Source organism: Nocardia sp. NPDC049707 (genome assembly GCF_040674855.1).
Classification (GTDB): Bacteria; Actinomycetota; Actinomycetes; order Mycobacteriales; family Mycobacteriaceae; genus Nocardia.
The window spans coordinates 40,052-58,769 of the sequence record NZ_JBFANN010000028.1 but is presented as its reverse complement, the minus strand read 5'-3'; the positions used below and the strand labels follow the sequence as shown (position 1 = coordinate 58,769).

The following is an 18,718-nucleotide window of genomic DNA, read 5'->3' as shown; positions in this document are numbered from 1 at the left end:
ATGCTCGACTGCTTTGACCAGGTTTGATCGGCGACGCCCGGCGAACTTGTGCGGGCCACACGCGGCAAATAATGGCAGACTCGATGCCGACAACGCCGACACGAGCAGAGGTACCGATGCCGCAACCCCGTTGGATTTCACGCTGCACGCTACTGGTGGCGGGCGTATTCGCTGCGGCGGCGCTCACCGCCTGCGGAAACTCGAGCCCCACACCCACCGGCAGTTCGAGCTCGACCACCGGATCGGCGACGGCCACCAGCGCGGGCAAGACCACCAGCGCACCGACGACGCCCCTGGAGATCTCCGACGCGTCGGCCACCCAGCTGTGCGACATGATCCGCCCGGAGTTGTCGAATTGGCGGGTGCAGGGCCCGACACTAGGCCGGATCGGGCTCAATGCGCTTGTGCACGAATGGGCGCTGCGCAATGGTGGCATCAACGGCCACGTCCTCGCCGATAAGGCGATGATCGACCGGGTCACCACCAAGAGCTGCGCCGATGTGCACCAGCAGGCGGTCGAGGCGCTGGAACTGCCCGATCTGGCTTCGGGGCTTGCCTTCTGATGCGCACTCTCTACCCGGCGATCCAACCGTACGAAACCGGCATGCTCGATGTCGGTGCGGGCCAATCCGTGTACTGGGAGGTCAGCGGCAATCCGGACGGAAAACCCGTGGTGTTCCTGCACGGCGGACCCGGCGGCGGCACCGAACCGTTCCACCGGCAGTTCTTCGATCCGGCCGCATACAAGATCGTGCTGTTGGATCAGCGCGGCTGCGGACGGTCCACCCCGCACATCGCGGACGGGGCGAGTCTGCAGACCAATACCACCGACCACCTGATCGCCGATATCGAAGCGCTGCGCCTTCACCTCGGCATCGACCGCTGGCAGGTATTCGGCGGCTCCTGGGGTTCGACGCTCGCGCTCGCCTATGCGCAACAGTATCCGGATCGTGTTACCGAACTGGTGCTGCGCGGAATATTCCTGTTGCGGCGCAAGGAAATCGACTGGTACTACAACGGCGCCGCGGGCAACATCTACCCCGATGAGTGGGAGAAGTTCCTCGCCCCGGTGCCAGCGGACGAGCGCGACAGCGATCTCGTGCAGGTGTATCACCGGCTACTGCACTCCCCCGACGAGAAGGCCGCCGAAGCGGCCGCCATCGCCTGGTCCACCTGGGAGGGTGCGACGAGTTCGCTACTGCCACACCCGGATCGGGTGCAGGACAGCGCCGAACCGCGGTTCGCGCTGGCATTCGCCAGGATCGAGAACCACTACTTCGTCAACGGCGGATTCCTCGACGAGGGACAACTATTGCGCGATATCCACAAGATCGCGCATATCCCGGTCGTCATCGTGCAGGGTCGCCACGATGTCGTCTGCCCGGCGACCAGCGCGTGGGAACTGCATCGCGCGTGGCCGGGTTCGGTACTACATATCGTGGACGACGCCGGACATGCCGCGGCGGAACCGGGAATCACCCACCATCTCGTCGAGGCGACCGACGGATTCGCGAAAGTGAGCTGATCATGGTCAGGGCCGGAACCGCTGTCGTCGCCGCACTGCGCGACGACATCGACCGGCTGCTGGCCGCCGAACCGGACGTCCGCGCCGACGCCTGGGATTCGGTGCACCAGATGCGAGTCGCGACGCGCAGACTGCGCAGTGTGCTGCGCTCGTACCGCACGCTCTTCGAGGCCACGCCGATCGCCGAGATGCAGCAGGAGCTGAAATGGCTGGCCGGCCTGCTCGGTGTCGCCCGCGATGCCGAGGTGCGGGCGGAACGGTTCACGGCACTGCTGGCCGCACACGCGCCGCAGGACGAATTCGCCCGACTCGCAGCGAAATCGACCGCGCCGAAGGCGGCGGGCAACGGCTATGCGCCCAGTACCACGGAGTATGTCCGCACCGAACTGGTCGACGCGGAACGCGAACGGTACCGGAACGCGCATGCGGAGATCCTCGCCGCCCTCGACCATCATCGCTATCACACACTGCGCCACCGTCTTTCGGCCTGGCGCACCGATCCGCCGCTCGACCCGGAGCAGTCGAAGCAGCCCGCCGCCGAGGTCTTCGAGCGCATCCTGCGCCGGGACCGCAAGCGGTTACGGCGATTGGTCTACGCCGAACCCACCGTCTCACCTGCCGAACGCGTCGACCTGCTGCACGATATCCGCAAGGCCGCCAAGCGCCTGCGCTACTCATGCGAGGCGGCGACCGACGTACTCGGCAGTGCCGCAAAGGATCTCGGCACCGAGGCGAAACACCTGCAAACCGTACTCGGCGACCACCGCGACGCCGTCGATTCCCGCATAGCCATCCTGGCCCGCGCCGCCGAAGCCCACGATACCGGCGTCGACGCCACCATCTACGAACTATTGGCCGACGCCGAAGAAATCGCCGCGGGCGAAGCACTGGCCAAATACCCCGCTGCCGCCGCGTTCGTATCGGGTTGACCGGCTCTCCGCATTACTGAGGCTCTCCTCGCCTCAGGTCGAGAGCTGTCCTGATCAACGTTCTAGCGGCTGCACCGGTATCCGACTGCCCGGCAAGGATATCGAATGCGCCGCCCGTCCAGCGCGATCTCTGCGGCTGCGTGATGATGAGCCCTGCCGTGACAAATAGCTCTGTGCTGCGGGCCAGGCCGAGTGTTTCGGTGTCGGGTTGTCAGATGGGGTAGCCGAAGCTGATCTTGCGGGTGGCGGGGTCGGCGGCGACCAGGCGCACCTGGACCTGGGCGCCTTCCGGGGGTGCGCCGATGCAGGGGCCGACTACCGGTGGGTCGGCGATGAAGACCTCGGCGGGGCGAGTGCCGTTGGCTTCGTGTACAACTACGGCTTCGAAGATCGAGCCGCCGCGTTGGGCGAGCAGGGTGGCTTCGGTGAGGTCGATGCAGGCGCGTTCCACCTTGCCCGCGAGGCTGTCGCTGCGCTTCATCGACTCGGCGGTGGGGACCAGGCCATCGCGAACCCATTGCGGCACTTCGGTGCCGGCGCAGCGAGCCAGGCAGATCTCGGTGGCGAAACGGTCGGCGAGACGGCGCAGCGGTGCGGTGACGTGCGCGTAGGGCGCGCCGATTGCGCTGTGCTGCAGGTTGTTCATGGTCTGATGGTTGCTCGCAGGCTTGGCACCGGTCCGCCCGCCGCCCACCGAACCCGGATCGCCCACTGAACGCGGGCCACCGACCGGACCTGCACCGCCGACCGGCCCCGCACCGCCAACCGAGCCCGCGCCGACCGGCGACTCGGCAGCCGGTGCCGATCGCACACCGGCCTCGGGCTCCACACCGCCCGCCGACCGAGAACCCGCCACCCCGGAACCATTCGCCCCTGCGGCAACCACCCCATCGAGCACGGTATATCCCGCCCCACGCAGCAACCCGGTCGCTTCGGACATCAGCACCAATGTCGCCGGCGCAGTCGGATCGAGCCCCGCCAACATTTGGCCGACCGACCGATCCGCAGGCCAGTCAACCCCCAACGCGACAGCCGTCCTGCGCATCGAATCGATCGCCGAATCGGCGGGCGGCGGCATCGTCCGCAACAATGCGATGCGCTCACCGACACTGGGCGCACCGTCGGATCCACCGCCGTTCAACATGATTCGCGCCGCGCACATACCGGTCAGCAGGGAAACCTGCTCGTTCCAGTCATCGGCCGCGGTGCGTGGTTCCACCACCAGACGCCAGTGCCCGACGGCCTTGTCGTCACGGATAACACTCTGGGCAGGCAAGCGCAGCCCGATCGCACCGCGTGCCAGCCCGGCCTCGATGCGCCGCATGCCGAATTCCGGCAGGGCCGCGATCGAGGGGTGCAGGCGGTTCGCGTCGGCGTCGGCTTGGACGCTCGCGTAGTCGAGTCGGGCCCGCGAGCGCACGGTGGCTCGGATCACCGAGAATCGGTGCGGCTCCGCGTGCTCGTCGCACTCGATGGTCCACAAGGCGACGGGCCTGGTCTGGTCGGGCAGCAGGCTCGCGGAATTCTCCGAAAGGATCGGCGGGTGCAGTGGCACGATGCCGTCGGGGAGGTAGAAGGTCTGCCCGCGCGCGCCCGCTTCCCTGGCCAGCGGACCGGCGGGATCGACTACGGCGCCGACATCGGCAATCGCGTAATGGACGGTGAAACCGGACGAGGTGCGTTCGATATGCACCGCCTGGTCCAGATCCATGGCACCGGGCGGGTCGATCGTGACGAATGGAATATCGGTGCGATCAGCGCGAATGCCCGCGAACGCGTCGATCGCGTCGCGGGCCGCCGCGGTCGCCTCGGCGGGATACGCCGAGGCCAATCCGAATTCGGATCGAATGGCGCCGAAATCGACCGGCGCCGACACGATCCGCTGGTGGAATTCCACGCTGGCGCAGTCGGTCTCTACTGCAGCGCCAACATGGTGCCGTTCAATTCATTCAACGGGCCGTACACGGTAAAGGTCACCCGTCCACCCGGAACGCTGGCGGAAACGTCCGCCGCCGCGTCCAGCGCCCCGCCGAACGACGCCGCCGACGGATGCGGCAGACCGGCGATGGCCTGCCCGATGTGGTTCTGGTGCACCCAGGCGGTGTCGGCCGGGTTGAGGTCGACCTGGACCCCACCCGCCAGCGGGGTGACCGCGACCGCCGAGGCGGATCCGGTGCCCAGCATGGCGAAAACCGATGCGGCCCCGGCGATCAGCGCACCGGCGACCAGTGAACGAACAATCCGCATAGAGTTGTGACCTGCTTCCGTGATCGAAGAATGTGAGTTTCGTGGCGGACCGGCAACGGGTCTTGCCAACGGCGCCTACTCTATGACGTCGCTCACGTTCTAGGCCAGTTCACCCGATTCGCCATGCCGGACACGCCGAGCCCGGCGACGTCACACACCGACTGCTATGGTTCCCCGGCGTGGCGGGGTCGAATTTTTCCCGCACATTCGCAAGTAACCCGTACGGCGACAATCTGGGAGTTAGCCACTGATGTCAACGATTCTTTTCGATTACCTGATGCCGCTGCTCGGTCCCGAGCAGGCGTCTTATTGGGCTCAGGTGTTCGTGGTCAACCCGCGCTGACCTCACCGTCATCGATGCGGTCTTCGTCGCCTTCCGTTAACCACACGGGAGGCGACGTTTGCCAAGTACCGCTAACATCCCGCTGCGTGACCAGAACTACCGCCGCGATCGCGGCCAGCTTTACCGTCTTCGCCCTCTTCCTTGCCGGTTGTGGCGATGACAAAAACTCTTCCGCCGCGCCCGCTGCCGCGACGACTTCGGCGGCCGAGACCGCCGGCAGCGAAACGTTGGACAACGTCAAGGCGGGGACGTTCGTCGTCAGTTACCGCAGCGCCTTCCCCAAGCTCGCCGAGGGCAAAGACGACACCAAGATCCGCGACATCCTGGTCGCAACCTGCAAGGACATCAAGGACGGCAAGAGCGAGGACGAGGTCGTCCAGGCTGTCATCAAGCGCACCAAGGGCACCATCGAGGCCTCCAAGGAAGAGGCCCAGGCCATCTATCAGATGGCGAAGATGCTCTGCTGAGCGGAACCCGTCAATCCTTCGGCCACGGCAAATAACTGGGCAGGTATTTCAACACATACCCCACGGTGATCATGACGATGATCGCGATCACGGGAATCAGTATGGACATCGGCCCGGTTTCCTTACGTTGTACTACCGATGCGGTCGTACGGCGCAATCGGCGACTGCTTGCCGGTCGCTCGAAATGGTCGGCCGTACCCGTATCGGTATACGCCCGTTGCGTTACGGGCGTATACCGTCTTGTTCGGCCGCTGGCGTGTCGCCCTGACCGAGCGCCGGTGTCGGCTCGAGTGGGGCGATCTCCGGTGTGGATTCGGGCGCGGTCGGGGTGGACTCGGCCGCAGTATCGGTGGCGGTCACCTCGGCTGGCGTACCGCGCTCCAGGAACCGCAGCAATTCCACCGGGAACGGCAGCACCAATGTCGAATTCTTTTCCGCCGCAACCTGAACCACGGTCTCCAGCAACCGCAACTGCAGCGCCGCCGGCGATTCTGACATCTGCGCGCCCGCCTGCGCCAACATCTTCGACGCCTGCCATTCGCCCTCGGCGGAAATCACCCGCGCCCGCCGTTCCCGCTCCGCCTCGGCCTGCCGCGACATCGAGCGCTTCAGCGAATCCGGTATCGACACATCCTTGATCTCCACCCGATCGATATGAATACCCCAGCTGAGCGCCGGGCTATCGATCATGATCTCCAGCCCCTTGTTCAACTCCTCGCGATTGGACAACAGGCTGTCCAGATCACTTTTTCCGATAATCGAACGCAAGGACGTCTGCGCCACCTGCCCCACCGCGAACAGATAGTTCTGCACCTCCACTACCGCACAGACCGGATCGATCACCCGGAAATAGACCACCGCGTCGACGCGCACCGTCACGTTGTCGCGGGTGATGCCGTCCTGTGCGGGCACCGGCATGGTGACGATCTGGGTGGAGACCTTACGCATCCGGTCGACGAACGGAATCAGCATGCGCAGTCCGGGATCTCGGGTGCCGACCACCCTGCCGAACCGGAACACCAGCCCCTTCTCGTATTGGCTGACCACACGCGCGCTCAGCGCGGAGAGCACGCCGCCCGCGATCGCACCCACCCCGAAAATCGCCCCGATAACGGTAAGAATATCCATGGCTACACCCCGTGCGAAGTGCCTGACCGCACCGAATTCCGGCTCAGCGGTCACCTTCCATCATGGCACCGGCGAGCACCGGATTGCAGGGGCGGACGAGTTGGCCTGTAAGCCGGATCCTGTCCCCGGTTCACACCGGGTGACGGCCATCCATCTGGACACACCGTTGCCGGGTGCCTCGAGCGGTCCACCCGCAGGCTCGGGTGAGCAACCCTCGAACACCTGCGCAGCCGCACCGCGAACGATGCGACCTTCAACCTTGCTCCGGGCGGGGTTTACCTAGCCGCCCCGGTCACCCGGGGCGCTGGTGCGCTCTTACCGCACCGTTTCACCCTCACCGCATGATCCCGAGGGATCATGGGCGGTCTGTTTTCTGTGGCACTTTCCCGCGGGTCACCCCGGGTTGCCGTTAGCAACCGCCCTGCTCTGTGGAGTCCGGACTTTCCTCGGCGACGGGCTGCGGCACTCATGCGCCCGTTCCCATCACCGCGGCCGCCCGGCCAACTCGTCCGCAGCGTTTAGCCTACTTCGATCACGGGGTACCTTGTTGACTGGCCTGACCTTGCGACCGGTCGGGGGGCAATAGTTCGGACCGAAACAGTACGGTGAGGTGCCATGGAACGTGTCGAGGTCAGTTTTCCCTCGGGGAGCGAGCATTGCGCTGCCTGGCTGTATCCGCCCGCCGGCATCCCCAAGCCCCGTCCGCTCGTCGTCATGGGGCACGGTCTCGGCGCGAATCGGGAGATGGGGCTGGATAGGTACGCCCGGCGCTTCGCCGCCGCCGGAATGGGTGTGTTGGTATTCGATTACCGGCATTTCGGGGCAAGTCAGGGTGCGCCGCGTCAGCTACTACATATCGCCAGGCAACGCGAGGACTGGCGCTCGGCCATCGCTTACGCGCGCACACTGCGTGGCTTCGACGCGACCCGAATCGCGCTGTGGGGCACCTCTTTCGGCGGCGGCCATGTGCTGTCGGTCGCGCCCGACGACGACTACATCGCGGCCGTCGTCGCCCAGGTTCCGTTCACCAGCGGCTGGGCCTCGGCCATGGCGAAGGGCCCGACCAGCCTGACCAAAGTGGCCACCATCGCGGCCACCGATCTGCTCGTCGGTCCGATCCGGCGCAAACCCGTTCGCATCCGGCTGGCCGGCCGTAAGCGTTCCGCGGCGCTGATGAGCGCACCGGACGCACCGGAGGGTTACGGCAGGCTCGCCGATGAGAGCGAGACCTACGAGCCGAAAGTCGCTGCCCGCGTGGCATTCTCGACACTGTTCGACTCCCCCGGCCGCCGGGCCAAGGCATTGAAGATGCCGGTCTTCTACGCGGTCGCCGATAACGACACCATCACACCGCCGAAGCCGACACTGCGCGCGGCCGAACGCACCAAGCATGCGATCGTAAAGCGTTATCCGGTGGGGCATTTCGATGTCTACTTCGACGATGTCTTCGAGCAGACGGTGTACGACCAGACCGAGTTCCTGGTGTCGGTGCTGCGGCCCTAGCTCGGCACACGGCCACATCGACGGCCGGAAGTGAGAACGTGCGATGACCGATCCATTGGCGCTGGAGATTCGGCGGCAGCAGCAGCTGTCTCATCGGCTGCGGGAGCTACGCCGGGAATTGACCGAGCTCGATGCCGATTACGGTTTGTTGCAGGCCTCGAGAATATTGGTCGATACCCAGGGGATCGGGGCACTCACGACCCTGGCCTACTGCATCGCCGGGGTACCAGAAGTCTTCGAGGAGACCATGATCGCACCCGACGCCGCCACCGATGCGCTCGATCGCGCCGGTATTTACACCACCCGGCTACGCCAGGTCGTCCTCGACTGATCCGTGCTGCGCAAACCTGTCGGTGCGTGCGGCTACAGTCGCTCCCATGAAGCGCGCGACCGCCGCCGTCGCCGATATCCTCGACGGGATCACGCCGCTCGATACACTGGAGCGGCAGCATATCGAGGACACCCGGGCCTGGCTGGCCTCGACCGATGATGTGTTCCGTCGCGTCAAACCCGACACTCCCCCACGGCATCTGGTGTCGTATGTGGTGCTCGTCGACCCACGAGCACGCAGCGTGCTGCTCGGCCGACACCTCCGCGCCGGGCTGTGGCTGCCGACGGGCGGGCATATCGCGCCGGGAGAACATCCGCTGGCCGCCGCGGCACGCGAGGCGGAGGAGGAACTGGGCATCGATCCCGAATTCACCGTCATCGGGACCGAACCGCTGTTCCTCACCGTCACGACGACGGTCGGAACCGATAGCGGTCACCAGGATGTCAGCCTCTGGTACGTCATCCGTGGCGACCGCACCTGCGAATACACCTTGGACCCGATCGAATTCGGCGAGGCGCGCTGGTGGGAAATCGACACGTTCGACCGCACCGACGCCGATCCGCATTTCGCGCGCTTCCTCGCGAAACTCGAACCGCTACTCCCCGAAAGGATTCCGGAGCTGTGAGCAACTACCGATCGACGTATCGATCGACAGTTCGCGCGACTCCCGCACACCATCTACTGCCATCCCCTGCTGTCCATCCCTTCGCCACGCGCAGCAGCCCCCACCGATCGCCTCACCTCGGATAGGTTGTGATCCTGTTGCCTACCAAGCAATTACGCGGTACGAAGGATATACAGGTATCGGTTTCCGAAGGAGCCGTCCGTTGCCGCCGAAATCGCGCGCGTAGAGTGGCCACGTCTCCGGGGTCCCGAAACGTGGCCACCAATACGAATCAACGACTCAGGAGGATTTCTGATGCCCGACGATGTGCGGTCGAGCTCCCGGACCGGCGCCCGCGTGGGCAGCAGCCGAGGCTCATGGCGTACGCCGCGACGATCCTTCGGCCCCAACAGGGAACTATCCGGAACCGCAACCGCGTTCACCGATTCCAGCGATCGGCTGGTGCGGCGCCTCTTCGATACCGGACTGCGGCTGCATAAACTCCGCATGGTTTTCGATCGCCCGGATCCGAGCCCCGCCGAACTTCGGACGGCCAGCGATGCGATTGCCGCAATGCTCGATGATCTGGATGGACTGATCCGCGAAACCGGGCTCACCATGCTGGATCTCGCCCACGAACGCGACACCGAGACAACCGAGTCGCTGCACGACCAAGCGATGCACGACGGACGACTGACGACTCGTCGCGGACGACTACGCTGAGCCGACGACTCAGCGCGTATCGTTCCGGATCGGCCCTCCAGCCAAGACTGCCGGACAACCGTGCAGCATTTCGGCCACCTACGATACCGACCGGCAAGTCGGGCGACTGATCGGCAGCGCGGGATTGCGCGCGCTGGTGGTGTCGGTGCACCATCGCCAGATGAGAGTCCGGCCGCCTGCACCGGGCGCCGACAGCGCTGCGGCGAGCATGATCAGCGGCTGGAGCAGGAGACGTTCATCGCGGTGACGTCGACAACCCGGCTCGTCGTACCCCGTTGATCTGCAGCGCCGCGAACACCGCAACCCACACCGCGCCGATCAGCAGGAACGCGACTCCGAGCCCGGTCAACTCGAGCAGACCCGAGAACGCCAACACCATCAGGGCCAGCGCCGAGACCACATTCACCCCGATCACAGCGACCGCATGGCTCGGCACGAGATCCGGGTACCCGGCAATGAGCAGTAGCGCCAGTCCGCCGCCGATCATTGCGACACCGAATGGGATGGACCAGGCGGTCGGCAGCCCCAACGGACCGCTCAGCGCCGCTGCGGCGGCGAGCATGATGATGCCGAATACCCCGGTACCCCAGCCGTCCAGGCGCAAGACGGTACGCAGGTAGTCGGTATCGGTACGCGCGACGAGTGCGCTCATCTTCTTCTCCTATCGATCCGGCAGCCGATCGGCTCCCGAGACCGACCATGCCGGGCCTGAGGTGAAGGTCTCAATAACCTCCGAGGTCATGGCCGCGCGCTCAGGCCGCTGATTAACCTGCCCAGGTGGCGATATATCAGACGGAATCGCGGGTCGGCGCACTGCTGCGCGACTGGCGGCAGCGGCGCAGGCTCAGCCAGCTCGACCTGGCGCTGGCCGCGGACAGCTCCGCGCGCCACATCTCCTATATGGAGACCGGACGGGCCAAACCCAGCCGAGCCATGGTCCTGCGGCTCTGCGATGCGCTGGAGGTGCCACTGCGGGAGCGCAACACCCTGTTGCTGGCCGCCGACTACGCACCCGCCTATCGGGAGAGCAGTCTCGACGATACACACCTGGCCTCGGTCCGCTCCGCACTCGACATCATGCTGACCGCGCACGAGCCCTATCCGGCGGTCGTGGTGGACCGCCTGTGGAATATGGTCACCGGCAATAACGCCATGGGCCTGTTCATGTCCGATATCCCCGAAGCGCTAATGTTGCCGCGACCGAATGTCTACCGGTTGGTGCTGCACCCCGACGGTCTCGCAGCCCGCCTCGCCAACCTGACCCAGGTGCGAGAGTTGTTCCTGGAGCGGCTGTCTCGCCAGGTCAATGCCACCGGCGACGCCGAACTCCGGACACTCCACGACGAGGTCGCCGCCTATCCCCTGCCGCCGGATTTCATCGATGCACCCGATGACGATGCGGCACAACCGAGTCCGTTCGAGGTCCCATTGCGCATCCGCACACCGTTCGGCGAAATGCGCATGTTCAGCACCATGGCCACCTTCGGCGCACCCGCCGATGTCACGCTGTCCGAACTCGCGATCGAATTGTTCTACCCACTCGACGAATTCACCGCCGCGGCCCTGCGCGGACTCGCGGCGGTGAACAGCTCGTCGGCGGATCAGACCAGGTGAACCAGATCCATCACGCGTCGAGCATTTCGGCGCCCAGCTCCCGGTCCGGATCCGGATCGGTCGCCGCGAGCGCCGAATCCAACTGCACCGCGACCTCGCGAACGTGCGGTTCGGTCATCATGTGCAGGTGGTCGCCGGGCACCGGGACCAGCGTGAAGCGCCGGGCCGCGTACTGCTGCCACCCGTTGTTCGCGCTGTCGAACATGCTGCCGACGACGGAGTGCGCCAGATCCACACCCGGTGGCAGCTTCTCTTCGGCGCGCAACAGGGTGATATCGCGGTCGTAGGGTTCGAGCTGGTAATCCAGCAACGCTGTGTAGTTGGCGTTGAACACCTCGTAGAGCCGCCGGATCGTCTGCGGTGAACTATCAGCGGGCAGGATGCCGGACCGAATGGCCTCCGCGAGCATCGCATCGAAGAGCTCTTCGGATCCGTGCACGTCGGGTTCGAAATCGACGAGCGCGGCCTGATTTCCGCGGGCGTACCACAGCAATTCGAGGAAGAACCAGCGAATGAGCTGCTCCTCGGCAATGGGTTCGCGAGCCTGCTGGCGCAAGGCCATGGTGTCCAGCAGCGTCACACTGGCCACCTCCCGCTCGGGCAGTTGCCGCGCCATCTCGAGCGCGACATTGCCACCGAAGGACCAGCCGGCCAGGTGGTATGGCCCCTCTGGATGGACTCGACGCACCGCCGCCAGATAGGACTCGGCCATCCCGACGATCGTCTTCTCCGGTGTACTGCCCGCATCGGCGCCCGCGGCCTGCAGGCCGTAGATCGCGCGATCCGGATCGAGGTAGCGGGCAAGCGCCAAATAGCACAGCACGTTTCCGCCGATCGGATGCACCAGGAACAGCGGCGGCTTATGCCCGCCGACGGTGATCGGCACCAGCGGGTCGAACGTGCGCCGGGTATTTCCGGACCGGATCAGCGCGGCGATTTGGGCGGCCGTCGGAGCGCCGATGAACGAGTCCAGCGGCACTTCGACGCCGAAGCGCCGAGACAACCCCATCACTACGCGCATGGCGCCGATGGAGGTGCCACCCGCGGCGAAGAAATCGTCGTCGAGACCGATCGAGCGCAGTCCGGCGTATTCGGCGAGTAGTTCGACCGCGGAGTGCTCGTATTCGTCGGCCGGTTCTCGCTGCGCGGTATCCGATTCCGATGCCGATTCGACCATCGAGCGCAATGCGCCGTCGTCGCGCTTACCGCTGGGTGTGCGGGGCAGTTCGTCGAGGAGGACGAATCGGGACGGCACCATATGCATGGGCAGTACGGCGCGCAGATCGTGGCGCAGCGCGGCCAGATCGGCCGGCTCGGCGTCGCCGACCAGGAAGGCGATCAGCGCACCGTCGATGCCGCCGAAGCCCCGTGCCACCACGGCCGCTTCGGTGATGGCCGGATACTTCTCGACCAGTCCGAGGATGCAGAGCTCCACCTCGGCCGGCTCCACCCGGAAGCCGCGGATCTTCACCTGACTGTCACTGCGGCCGAGGCAGACGAGATCGCCGGAGGCCAGCCGCACACCGAGATCGCCCGTGCGGTAAAGGATGCCACCGCCGTGGGTAGCCACGAAGCGCTGCGCGGTCAGTGCCGCACGGCCCTGGTAGCCACGGGCGACGGAACGGCCGCCGAGGTAGATCTCACCGATAACACCATCGGTCACCGGGCGCAGTGCGCTGTCGAGCAGTTCGACGGCATCGCCGTCGACCGGGCGGCCGATGGGTGGCAGCGCCGGATAGTCGTCGGGTGAGCCCGTGAGCGTGAATATGGTCGCGACGTGGGATTCCGTTGGGCCGTATTGGTTTTCCAAGAGCAGGCCCGGCACCACCTTGCACAATGCGCGAATCTCGTCGGTGATGCGCAATTGCTCACCGGAGGATGCGAGCACTTTGAGGTCGACCGGGAACATGCGCCGGGCGACCACGGCCTCCGCGAAGGCCTGCAGTGCAACATAGGGCAGAAATAGTCGCTCGATGCCCTCGTCGACAACGGTATTCAGCAATTCTTCGACATTGGCACGCAAGTCCGCCGAACTCACCCGCAGCGTGGAACCCGCCGCCAGGGTCGTGAAGATTTCCTGGAACGACACGTCGAAGCTCAATGGCGCCAACTGCAAGGTGCTGGCCAGGTTCAGACCCGATGGGGTGCGATTCTGCCAGTCCACGAGTGTGGTCAGGCCGCGGTGCGGCATGGCGACGCCCTTGGGCTCGCCGGTGGAGCCGGAGGTGAACAGTACGTAGGCGACCGCGTCGGGCGAAATGACATCAGGGACAGCGAATTCCGTATCGCTATCGTCGGTCGGATCGAACAGCTCCGCGGTGTCCAGCACCAGTCGAATATTGTCGACGATCTCGGCATAGCCGGCATCGGCGATCACCCAGTGCGGGCGGGCGTGGTCGATCATGAGATTCAGCCGGGCCCGCGGATAGCTGACATCGAGCGGCACGCAAGCAGCGCCCATCCGCATAAGTGCCAATACCAGCAGCACCAATTCCGGCCGACGACTCATCAGGATGCCGATCCGGTCGCCGGGCCGGACGCCCAAACCGCCGAGCCGCCGCGCGAGTCGCTCGCTACGCTCGATCAGGTCGTCGTAGGTGATGCTGGATTCGTCGCCTTGGACGGCGATGGTCTGCGGATTGAGCGCGGCCGCGTCAGCGACCAAGGTGCCGACATCGCGCGCGGTCGCCGGGCCGGTGCCACGATCGATCGCCGCATCCGGATCCGCGACGATCGCCGCCAACATGCGCAGCTGAGTCACCGCGACCGTCTCGCACTGATCCTTGGTCAGCGTGTGATCGCCATTGACCCGCACCCACACGCGGCCGTCGCGCGGATCATTGGCGACCGTCACCAACAGCTGGAAATTGGTGTCCTCGCGAACGTCGAACTCGCACAGGGTGACCCGGTCCGCACCGAGAATCGGAGCGAAGACGTGATAGTTGATGAAGTTGAATGCCGTCTCGAAGGCAGGCCCGCCATCGGCCAGGATCGACCGCAGCGGATAGCGTCGGTGCGGGTAGGCATCGCGATCCCGGCGCGCTATCTGTTCGACCGCGGCGCGCCAGGTGGTGGCGGTATCGTCCAGCCGCATCGGCAGCGTGTTCAGAAACAGGCCCGCAATGCTTTCCGCGCCCGCCCGATCCGGTCGGCCGTGACTGACCACACCGGTGGTGATATCGGCGCGACCGGTCACCGTCCGCAGCGTCAGGCAGTGCGCCGCCAGGTAGACCGCCTTCTCGGGCACCTGGTGCCGGGCCGCGAACGCGGTGACCCGCTCGGCGAGCCGACGCGGCACCACCGCGGCGGCCTGTGGTTCCTCCGCACCCGCACCCTCATGGACCCCCAGGGTGGTCAGCGCGGTCGGCTCGGCTCCGGACAGCGCCGCGCGCCAGAATTCGCGGGCCGAATCATCATGCACCGCAGCGATTTCGGACTGAGCGTATTCGGCGAGGACGGTGGCCGTATGCGGCGTGTCATCGATGCCGGTTTCGATCAGTCCCACCTTGTCGAGGTAGTCGACCAGCAGCTCGAGCACCGAGGTCGCGACACTCCAGCCGTCGAGGATCGCATGATGAAAACTGAGCACCAGATCGATAGTCTGAAGGGCACTTTCGGATGGCCGCAGGAATACCCGGACGGCATGCAGCGGAGCCCGGGTGAAGTCGTACTGGGCGTGCCTGCGCTCCTGGGTGTAGTCCTCGACGTCCTGATCGGCCAGCACCGGATCGAGGTCGGAGATATCTATGATCTCCAGTTCGTATTCGATCCCGGTGTGCACGACCTGCAGCGGGATCGAATACTTGCTCAGCTCGAACGAGGACCGCAATGCCGGCTGCCGACGCACCAATCGGTCGAATGCGGCACGGAATTGCGCGGCATCCCACGGCATTTCCAGCCGATAGCGGAATACGTCCTTGTAGGTCACCGAATCGGTGCGCTCGATGCTGTGGAAGAGCATGCCGAGCTGCAGCGCGGTAGCCGGGAAGGCATCCTCGGCCCGGTGCAGGGCGGCGCGGTCGATCAGCGGCACCGTCGCCAAGGGATCGGCAATGCGAATCCGGTTGCCGTCCGGGCCATCCGAGACGATCTGGGCCAATTCGGCAATGGTCGGATGCTCATAGAAGGCATCCACATCGAAGAACAGTCCGGCGCGTTCGGCGGCGGTGCGTACCGATAGCGCGAGGATGGAATCGCCGCCGTGGGTGAAGAAGTTGTCGTATACACCGATGGAGTCGATACCGAGCACGGTCCGCCAGACCTGTGCCAGCTCGGCCTCGACCGGTGTCCGCGGTTCGATCGGCACGCCGACGACGTCCGCACGCTCCGAAACCACCGCCGCGCGCGCCAATGCCTTGCGATCGGTTTTTCCGTTGGGCGTCAACGGAATCCGGTCGACCCGCAGCAGCCGGGTCGGAATCATGTAGCGCGGAAGGCGAATCACGAGCTGTTCGGCGATCTCGTCACCGGTCACCGCATCGCCGACGAAATAACCGGCCAGATGCAATCCATGCGTCTCGGACTGCTCATCGACGACAACCGCGGCGCGCACCCCCGTGCAGTCGAGGATTGCATTCTGCACCTCACCGAGGGTGATCCGGTTACCGCGGATCTTGACCTGATCGTCGAATCGGCCCAAGTATTCCAGGGTGCCGTCGGCCAGCCAGCGCGCCAGGTCACCGGTGCGGTACCGGCGACGGCCGAGCACGGTCAGATCGTCGACGAATGCGGCCGCGGTCAGGTCCGGGCGGCCGCGGTAGCCACGCGCGAGACCGGCTCCGGCGATATTGAGTTCGCCGGGCACACCGATGGGCATGCGACGACCGGATTCGTCGAGTACCAGCAGATCGATATTGTCGATCGGACGGCCGATGGGCACCAGATCGAGCGAATCGTCCTGGCTCTTTCGAGCGACCTGCGAGCCGTCGCTAGCGGCCGGGCAATCGAAATACGAGACATCGACGGTGGCCTCAGTGGGTCCGTAGAGGTTGACCAACTGCGGCGGCTGCTGCCCGACCGCGCTGAAGACCGCGTGGAAGCGGCGGACCAGCGCGGGCGGCAGCGCCTCGCCGCTGCAGAACACCCGGCGCAGGCTCGCGATGCGCGCCACGATGGTCCGATCGGCCTCCAACTCGTCGACGAAGGCCGCCAGCATGGACGGTACGAAGTGCACAACGGTCACCGCATTCGTCTCGATGGCCTCGGCGATGCGGCGCGGATCGCGCTCACTGCCGACCTCGAGTAGCGCGACCTTGGCTCCGGCGATGGCCCACCAGAACAACTCCCACACCGAAACGTCGAAGGTGACGGGCGTCTTCTGCAGAATCACATCATCGGCGAACAGCGGGTAGCGGCGCTGCATCCAGGTCAGCCGGTTGACCACCGAGCGGTGCTCGACCATCACCCCCTTGGGCACACCGGTCGAACCCGAGGTGTAGATGAGATAGCTCAAATCATGTGGATGCGAGACGTTTTCGACGGTGCCCGACAAGGCATCGACGACCGTGACGTGGGTGACGCCGAGGTCCCGGTAGACCCGCGCATGTTCACTTCCGGCGACCACGAAACGCGCTTCGCAGTCCGTGAGAACCGTTTCGATGCGCGCCGCCGGGTATTCCGGGTCGAGCGGCACGTAGGCGCATCCGGCACGCAGGATGCCGAGCACCGCGATGAGCATATCGGTCGAACGAGACAGCACCACCGGAATGCACTCGTTGCCGGTGGCACCGAGTTCATGCAGCCGAGCTGCGAAACCGTCTACCAGACCGGACAATCGGGCGTAGGTCAGTTCGCCGGAGTCGGCGGATACGACCGCCACCCGGTCCGGGTGATCAGCGGCCTTTTCGGTGAAGAGCCGATCAATGGTGGTGTAGGGGAACTCGACGCGCGGCCCCGCCTCGAAGGCCGCGACTTCGGCACTCGCCCGCTTCGAAAGCAGTGGCAGCCCGCTCACCGGCGTCTCCGGATGGTCCAGCGAAGCGGTGACCATTTCGCCGAAGCTGCGCAGCGCCGCTTCGATCGGGAAGCTCGCGTCGAAAATGTCTTTGTCGTAGAACAGCTGGAGGCTGAACGAGCCATCGCGGCCGTTTTCCGCGGTGACGATGGTCAGCGCGTTGGTCACCGAACCCGGATTGTGTACCGTCCATCCCCTTTCGGAGAGCAGCTCGTGGACGTAATCGGCATCCGGCAGCTTGGTGTGGGAGAAGGCGACATCGTACAGCGGCGGCGCGGCCGGATCCGGATTCAGCGCCCGGGTCAGCTCGCCGTACGGGAAACGCTGATGCTTCTTGAGCTTTCGGATCTGCTGGGTCACCTGCTCCGCGATCCGCGAGAGCGGCACATCGCGATCGACGCGCACCGGCAGTGGGACGACATTGGCACGATGGCCCTGTGTGCGATAGGTCTCCGCGGAGTGCCGGTTCAACATCGGGACGCCGATCACCACCTGATCGGTGCGGTGGATGGTCGCCAGATACGTTGCCAGCGCGGCGGTCAGATACGCGAAGACAGTGACTCCGGTGGCGCGGACGCGATCGAGGTACTCCCCCGAGATCATCGTGTTGTAGTGTCCGCGGGCGATTCTCGGCGAGCTGGTCCGGTTGGGAAACAGCGCCGGTTCGACACCGTCGAGTGCGGCGAGCAGACCGTCGCGGTCCGCCGAATACTGTTCGGAGGCGCGGTACGTCTCGTCGTCCTCGGTGATCCGCCGATAGGTGGCCACGGAACGATCGGTGTGCTCATTGGCGGGCTCGGGTACCGCAAGTTGTTCGAGCGGAACGTCTTTCATCTTGTAGCCGGTATCGAGCGTGGCGATGACCGTATTCATGCCATAGCCGTCGGCCAGCGCGTGATGGACCGAGATGAGCAGGAAGAACCGATCCGGCCGGTCCACCACCGCGGCCAGCCGTGCGGGCCGATCCGGCCGCTCCGGCGCTCCGACCTCGCGCCACAGCCACTCCTGGGTCGCGGCCTCGGGATCCGGCGCATCGGTCAGGTCGATGACCTCGACCGGCGGAATCTCATTCGAAATCCATTGGCGGAACTCGCCGTCCTCGAAGGCGAAACGCAGGCGCAATGCATCATCGCCCATCAGAGCCCGCTGCCAGCACGCCTGCAGCCGTTCGATATCCAATGGCTCATCCACGCGCAGGCTATAGGTCTGCTGCGCAACGGGTTCCGGTGCCAGCCGGAATGCCAGGCCGAGTACGTCGCGCTGATATGCGCTGACCGGCCATGCCTCGCTGGTTCTTTCGGGATTCGTCCTGGTTTCCGACGTCACAGTCACTCCTATCGCGACAGTCGCG

General features: G+C 65.4%; 14 protein-coding genes and 1 other RNA gene. 9 read left to right on the top strand and 6 right to left on the bottom strand.

Annotation, left to right across the window (positions count from 1 at the left end; translation table 11 throughout):
* Positions 1–116 precede the first annotated feature (116 nt).
* The 3 genes from AB0J29_RS23650 to AB0J29_RS23640 are packed head-to-tail and all read left to right on the top strand — an operon-like array spanning position 117 to position 2,454.
* A complete protein-coding gene (locus AB0J29_RS23650) occupies positions 117–563 on the top strand; it encodes a hypothetical protein (RefSeq protein WP_364790016.1) in 447 nt (148 codons plus the stop codon).
* Positions 563–1,525, top strand: coding sequence for a prolyl aminopeptidase (gene pip / locus AB0J29_RS23645; protein ID WP_364790013.1), 963 nt, complete (start codon positions 563–565; stop codon positions 1,523–1,525). The genes AB0J29_RS23650 and pip overlap by 1 nt, the downstream gene beginning before the upstream one ends.
* 2 nt (positions 1,526–1,527) lie before the next feature.
* Complete coding sequence (locus AB0J29_RS23640; protein ID WP_364790010.1) at positions 1,528–2,454, top strand: CHAD domain-containing protein; 927 nt, start codon at positions 1,528–1,530, stop codon at positions 2,452–2,454.
* A 211-nt stretch (positions 2,455–2,665) separates the two neighbouring features.
* On the opposite strand, the gene AB0J29_RS23635 is transcribed toward AB0J29_RS23640, so the two are convergent.
* Both AB0J29_RS23635 and AB0J29_RS23630 read right to left on the bottom strand, forming a co-directional pair.
* On the bottom strand, positions 2,666–4,351 hold the full coding sequence (locus AB0J29_RS23635) for an RNB domain-containing ribonuclease (RefSeq protein ID WP_364790007.1): 1,686 nt from the start codon (positions 4,349–4,351) through the stop codon (positions 2,666–2,668).
* 17 nt (positions 4,352–4,368) lie between these two features.
* The gene (locus AB0J29_RS23630; RefSeq protein ID WP_364505283.1) at positions 4,369–4,701 is read right to left on the bottom strand and encodes a hypothetical protein; all 333 of its coding nucleotides are present in this window, start codon (positions 4,699–4,701) and stop codon (positions 4,369–4,371) included.
* A gap of 429 nt (positions 4,702–5,130) precedes the next feature.
* Here AB0J29_RS23630 and AB0J29_RS23625 point away from each other — a divergent pair, with 429 nt between their 5' ends.
* Positions 5,131–5,511, top strand: a complete 381-nt coding sequence (locus AB0J29_RS23625) for a hypothetical protein (protein WP_364790004.1) — start codon at positions 5,131–5,133, stop codon at positions 5,509–5,511.
* 222 nt (positions 5,512–5,733) lie between these two features.
* Here AB0J29_RS23625 and AB0J29_RS23620 read toward each other — a convergent pair whose 3' ends face one another.
* Together AB0J29_RS23620 and rnpB are read right to left on the bottom strand one after the other, a co-directional pair.
* Positions 5,734–6,639: a slipin family protein gene (locus AB0J29_RS23620; protein ID WP_364790001.1), complete on the bottom strand. Its 906-nt coding sequence runs from the start codon at positions 6,637–6,639 to the stop codon at positions 5,734–5,736.
* A 92-nt stretch (positions 6,640–6,731) separates the two neighbouring features.
* Positions 6,732–7,147: RNase P RNA component class A (gene rnpB / locus AB0J29_RS23615), an RNA gene on the bottom strand.
* Between the two features lie 107 nt (positions 7,148–7,254).
* Here rnpB and AB0J29_RS23610 point away from each other — a divergent pair.
* From AB0J29_RS23610 to AB0J29_RS23595, 4 genes are all read left to right on the top strand, one after another.
* A complete protein-coding gene (locus AB0J29_RS23610) occupies positions 7,255–8,142 on the top strand; it encodes an alpha/beta fold hydrolase (RefSeq protein ID WP_364789998.1) in 888 nt (295 codons plus the stop codon).
* Between the two features lie 43 nt (positions 8,143–8,185).
* Positions 8,186–8,473: a hypothetical protein gene (locus AB0J29_RS23605; RefSeq protein ID WP_364789995.1), complete on the top strand. Its 288-nt coding sequence runs from the start codon at positions 8,186–8,188 to the stop codon at positions 8,471–8,473.
* A gap of 46 nt (positions 8,474–8,519) precedes the next feature.
* Positions 8,520–9,098, top strand: a complete 579-nt coding sequence (locus AB0J29_RS23600; protein WP_364789992.1) for an NUDIX domain-containing protein — start codon at positions 8,520–8,522, stop codon at positions 9,096–9,098.
* 294 nt (positions 9,099–9,392) lie between these two features.
* Positions 9,393–9,800 carry a hypothetical protein gene (locus AB0J29_RS23595; protein WP_364789989.1) on the top strand — a complete coding sequence of 136 codons (408 nt, stop codon included), beginning with the start codon at positions 9,393–9,395 and terminating at the stop codon, positions 9,798–9,800.
* Between the two features lie 235 nt (positions 9,801–10,035).
* On the opposite strand, the gene AB0J29_RS23590 is transcribed toward AB0J29_RS23595, so the two are convergent.
* The gene (locus tag AB0J29_RS23590) at positions 10,036–10,452 is read right to left on the bottom strand and encodes a hypothetical protein (RefSeq protein ID WP_364789986.1); all 417 of its coding nucleotides are present in this window, start codon (positions 10,450–10,452) and stop codon (positions 10,036–10,038) included.
* Between the two features lie 125 nt (positions 10,453–10,577).
* On the opposite strand from AB0J29_RS23590, the gene AB0J29_RS23585 reads away from it, so the two are divergent.
* Positions 10,578–11,414, top strand: coding sequence for a helix-turn-helix transcriptional regulator (locus AB0J29_RS23585; RefSeq protein WP_364789983.1), 837 nt, complete (start codon positions 10,578–10,580; stop codon positions 11,412–11,414).
* A 10-nt stretch (positions 11,415–11,424) separates the two neighbouring features.
* On the opposite strand, the gene AB0J29_RS23580 is transcribed toward AB0J29_RS23585, so the two are convergent.
* The gene (locus AB0J29_RS23580) at positions 11,425–18,693 is read right to left on the bottom strand and encodes an amino acid adenylation domain-containing protein (RefSeq protein ID WP_364789980.1); all 7,269 of its coding nucleotides are present in this window, start codon (positions 18,691–18,693) and stop codon (positions 11,425–11,427) included.
* Positions 18,694–18,718: the final 25 nt, after the last annotated feature.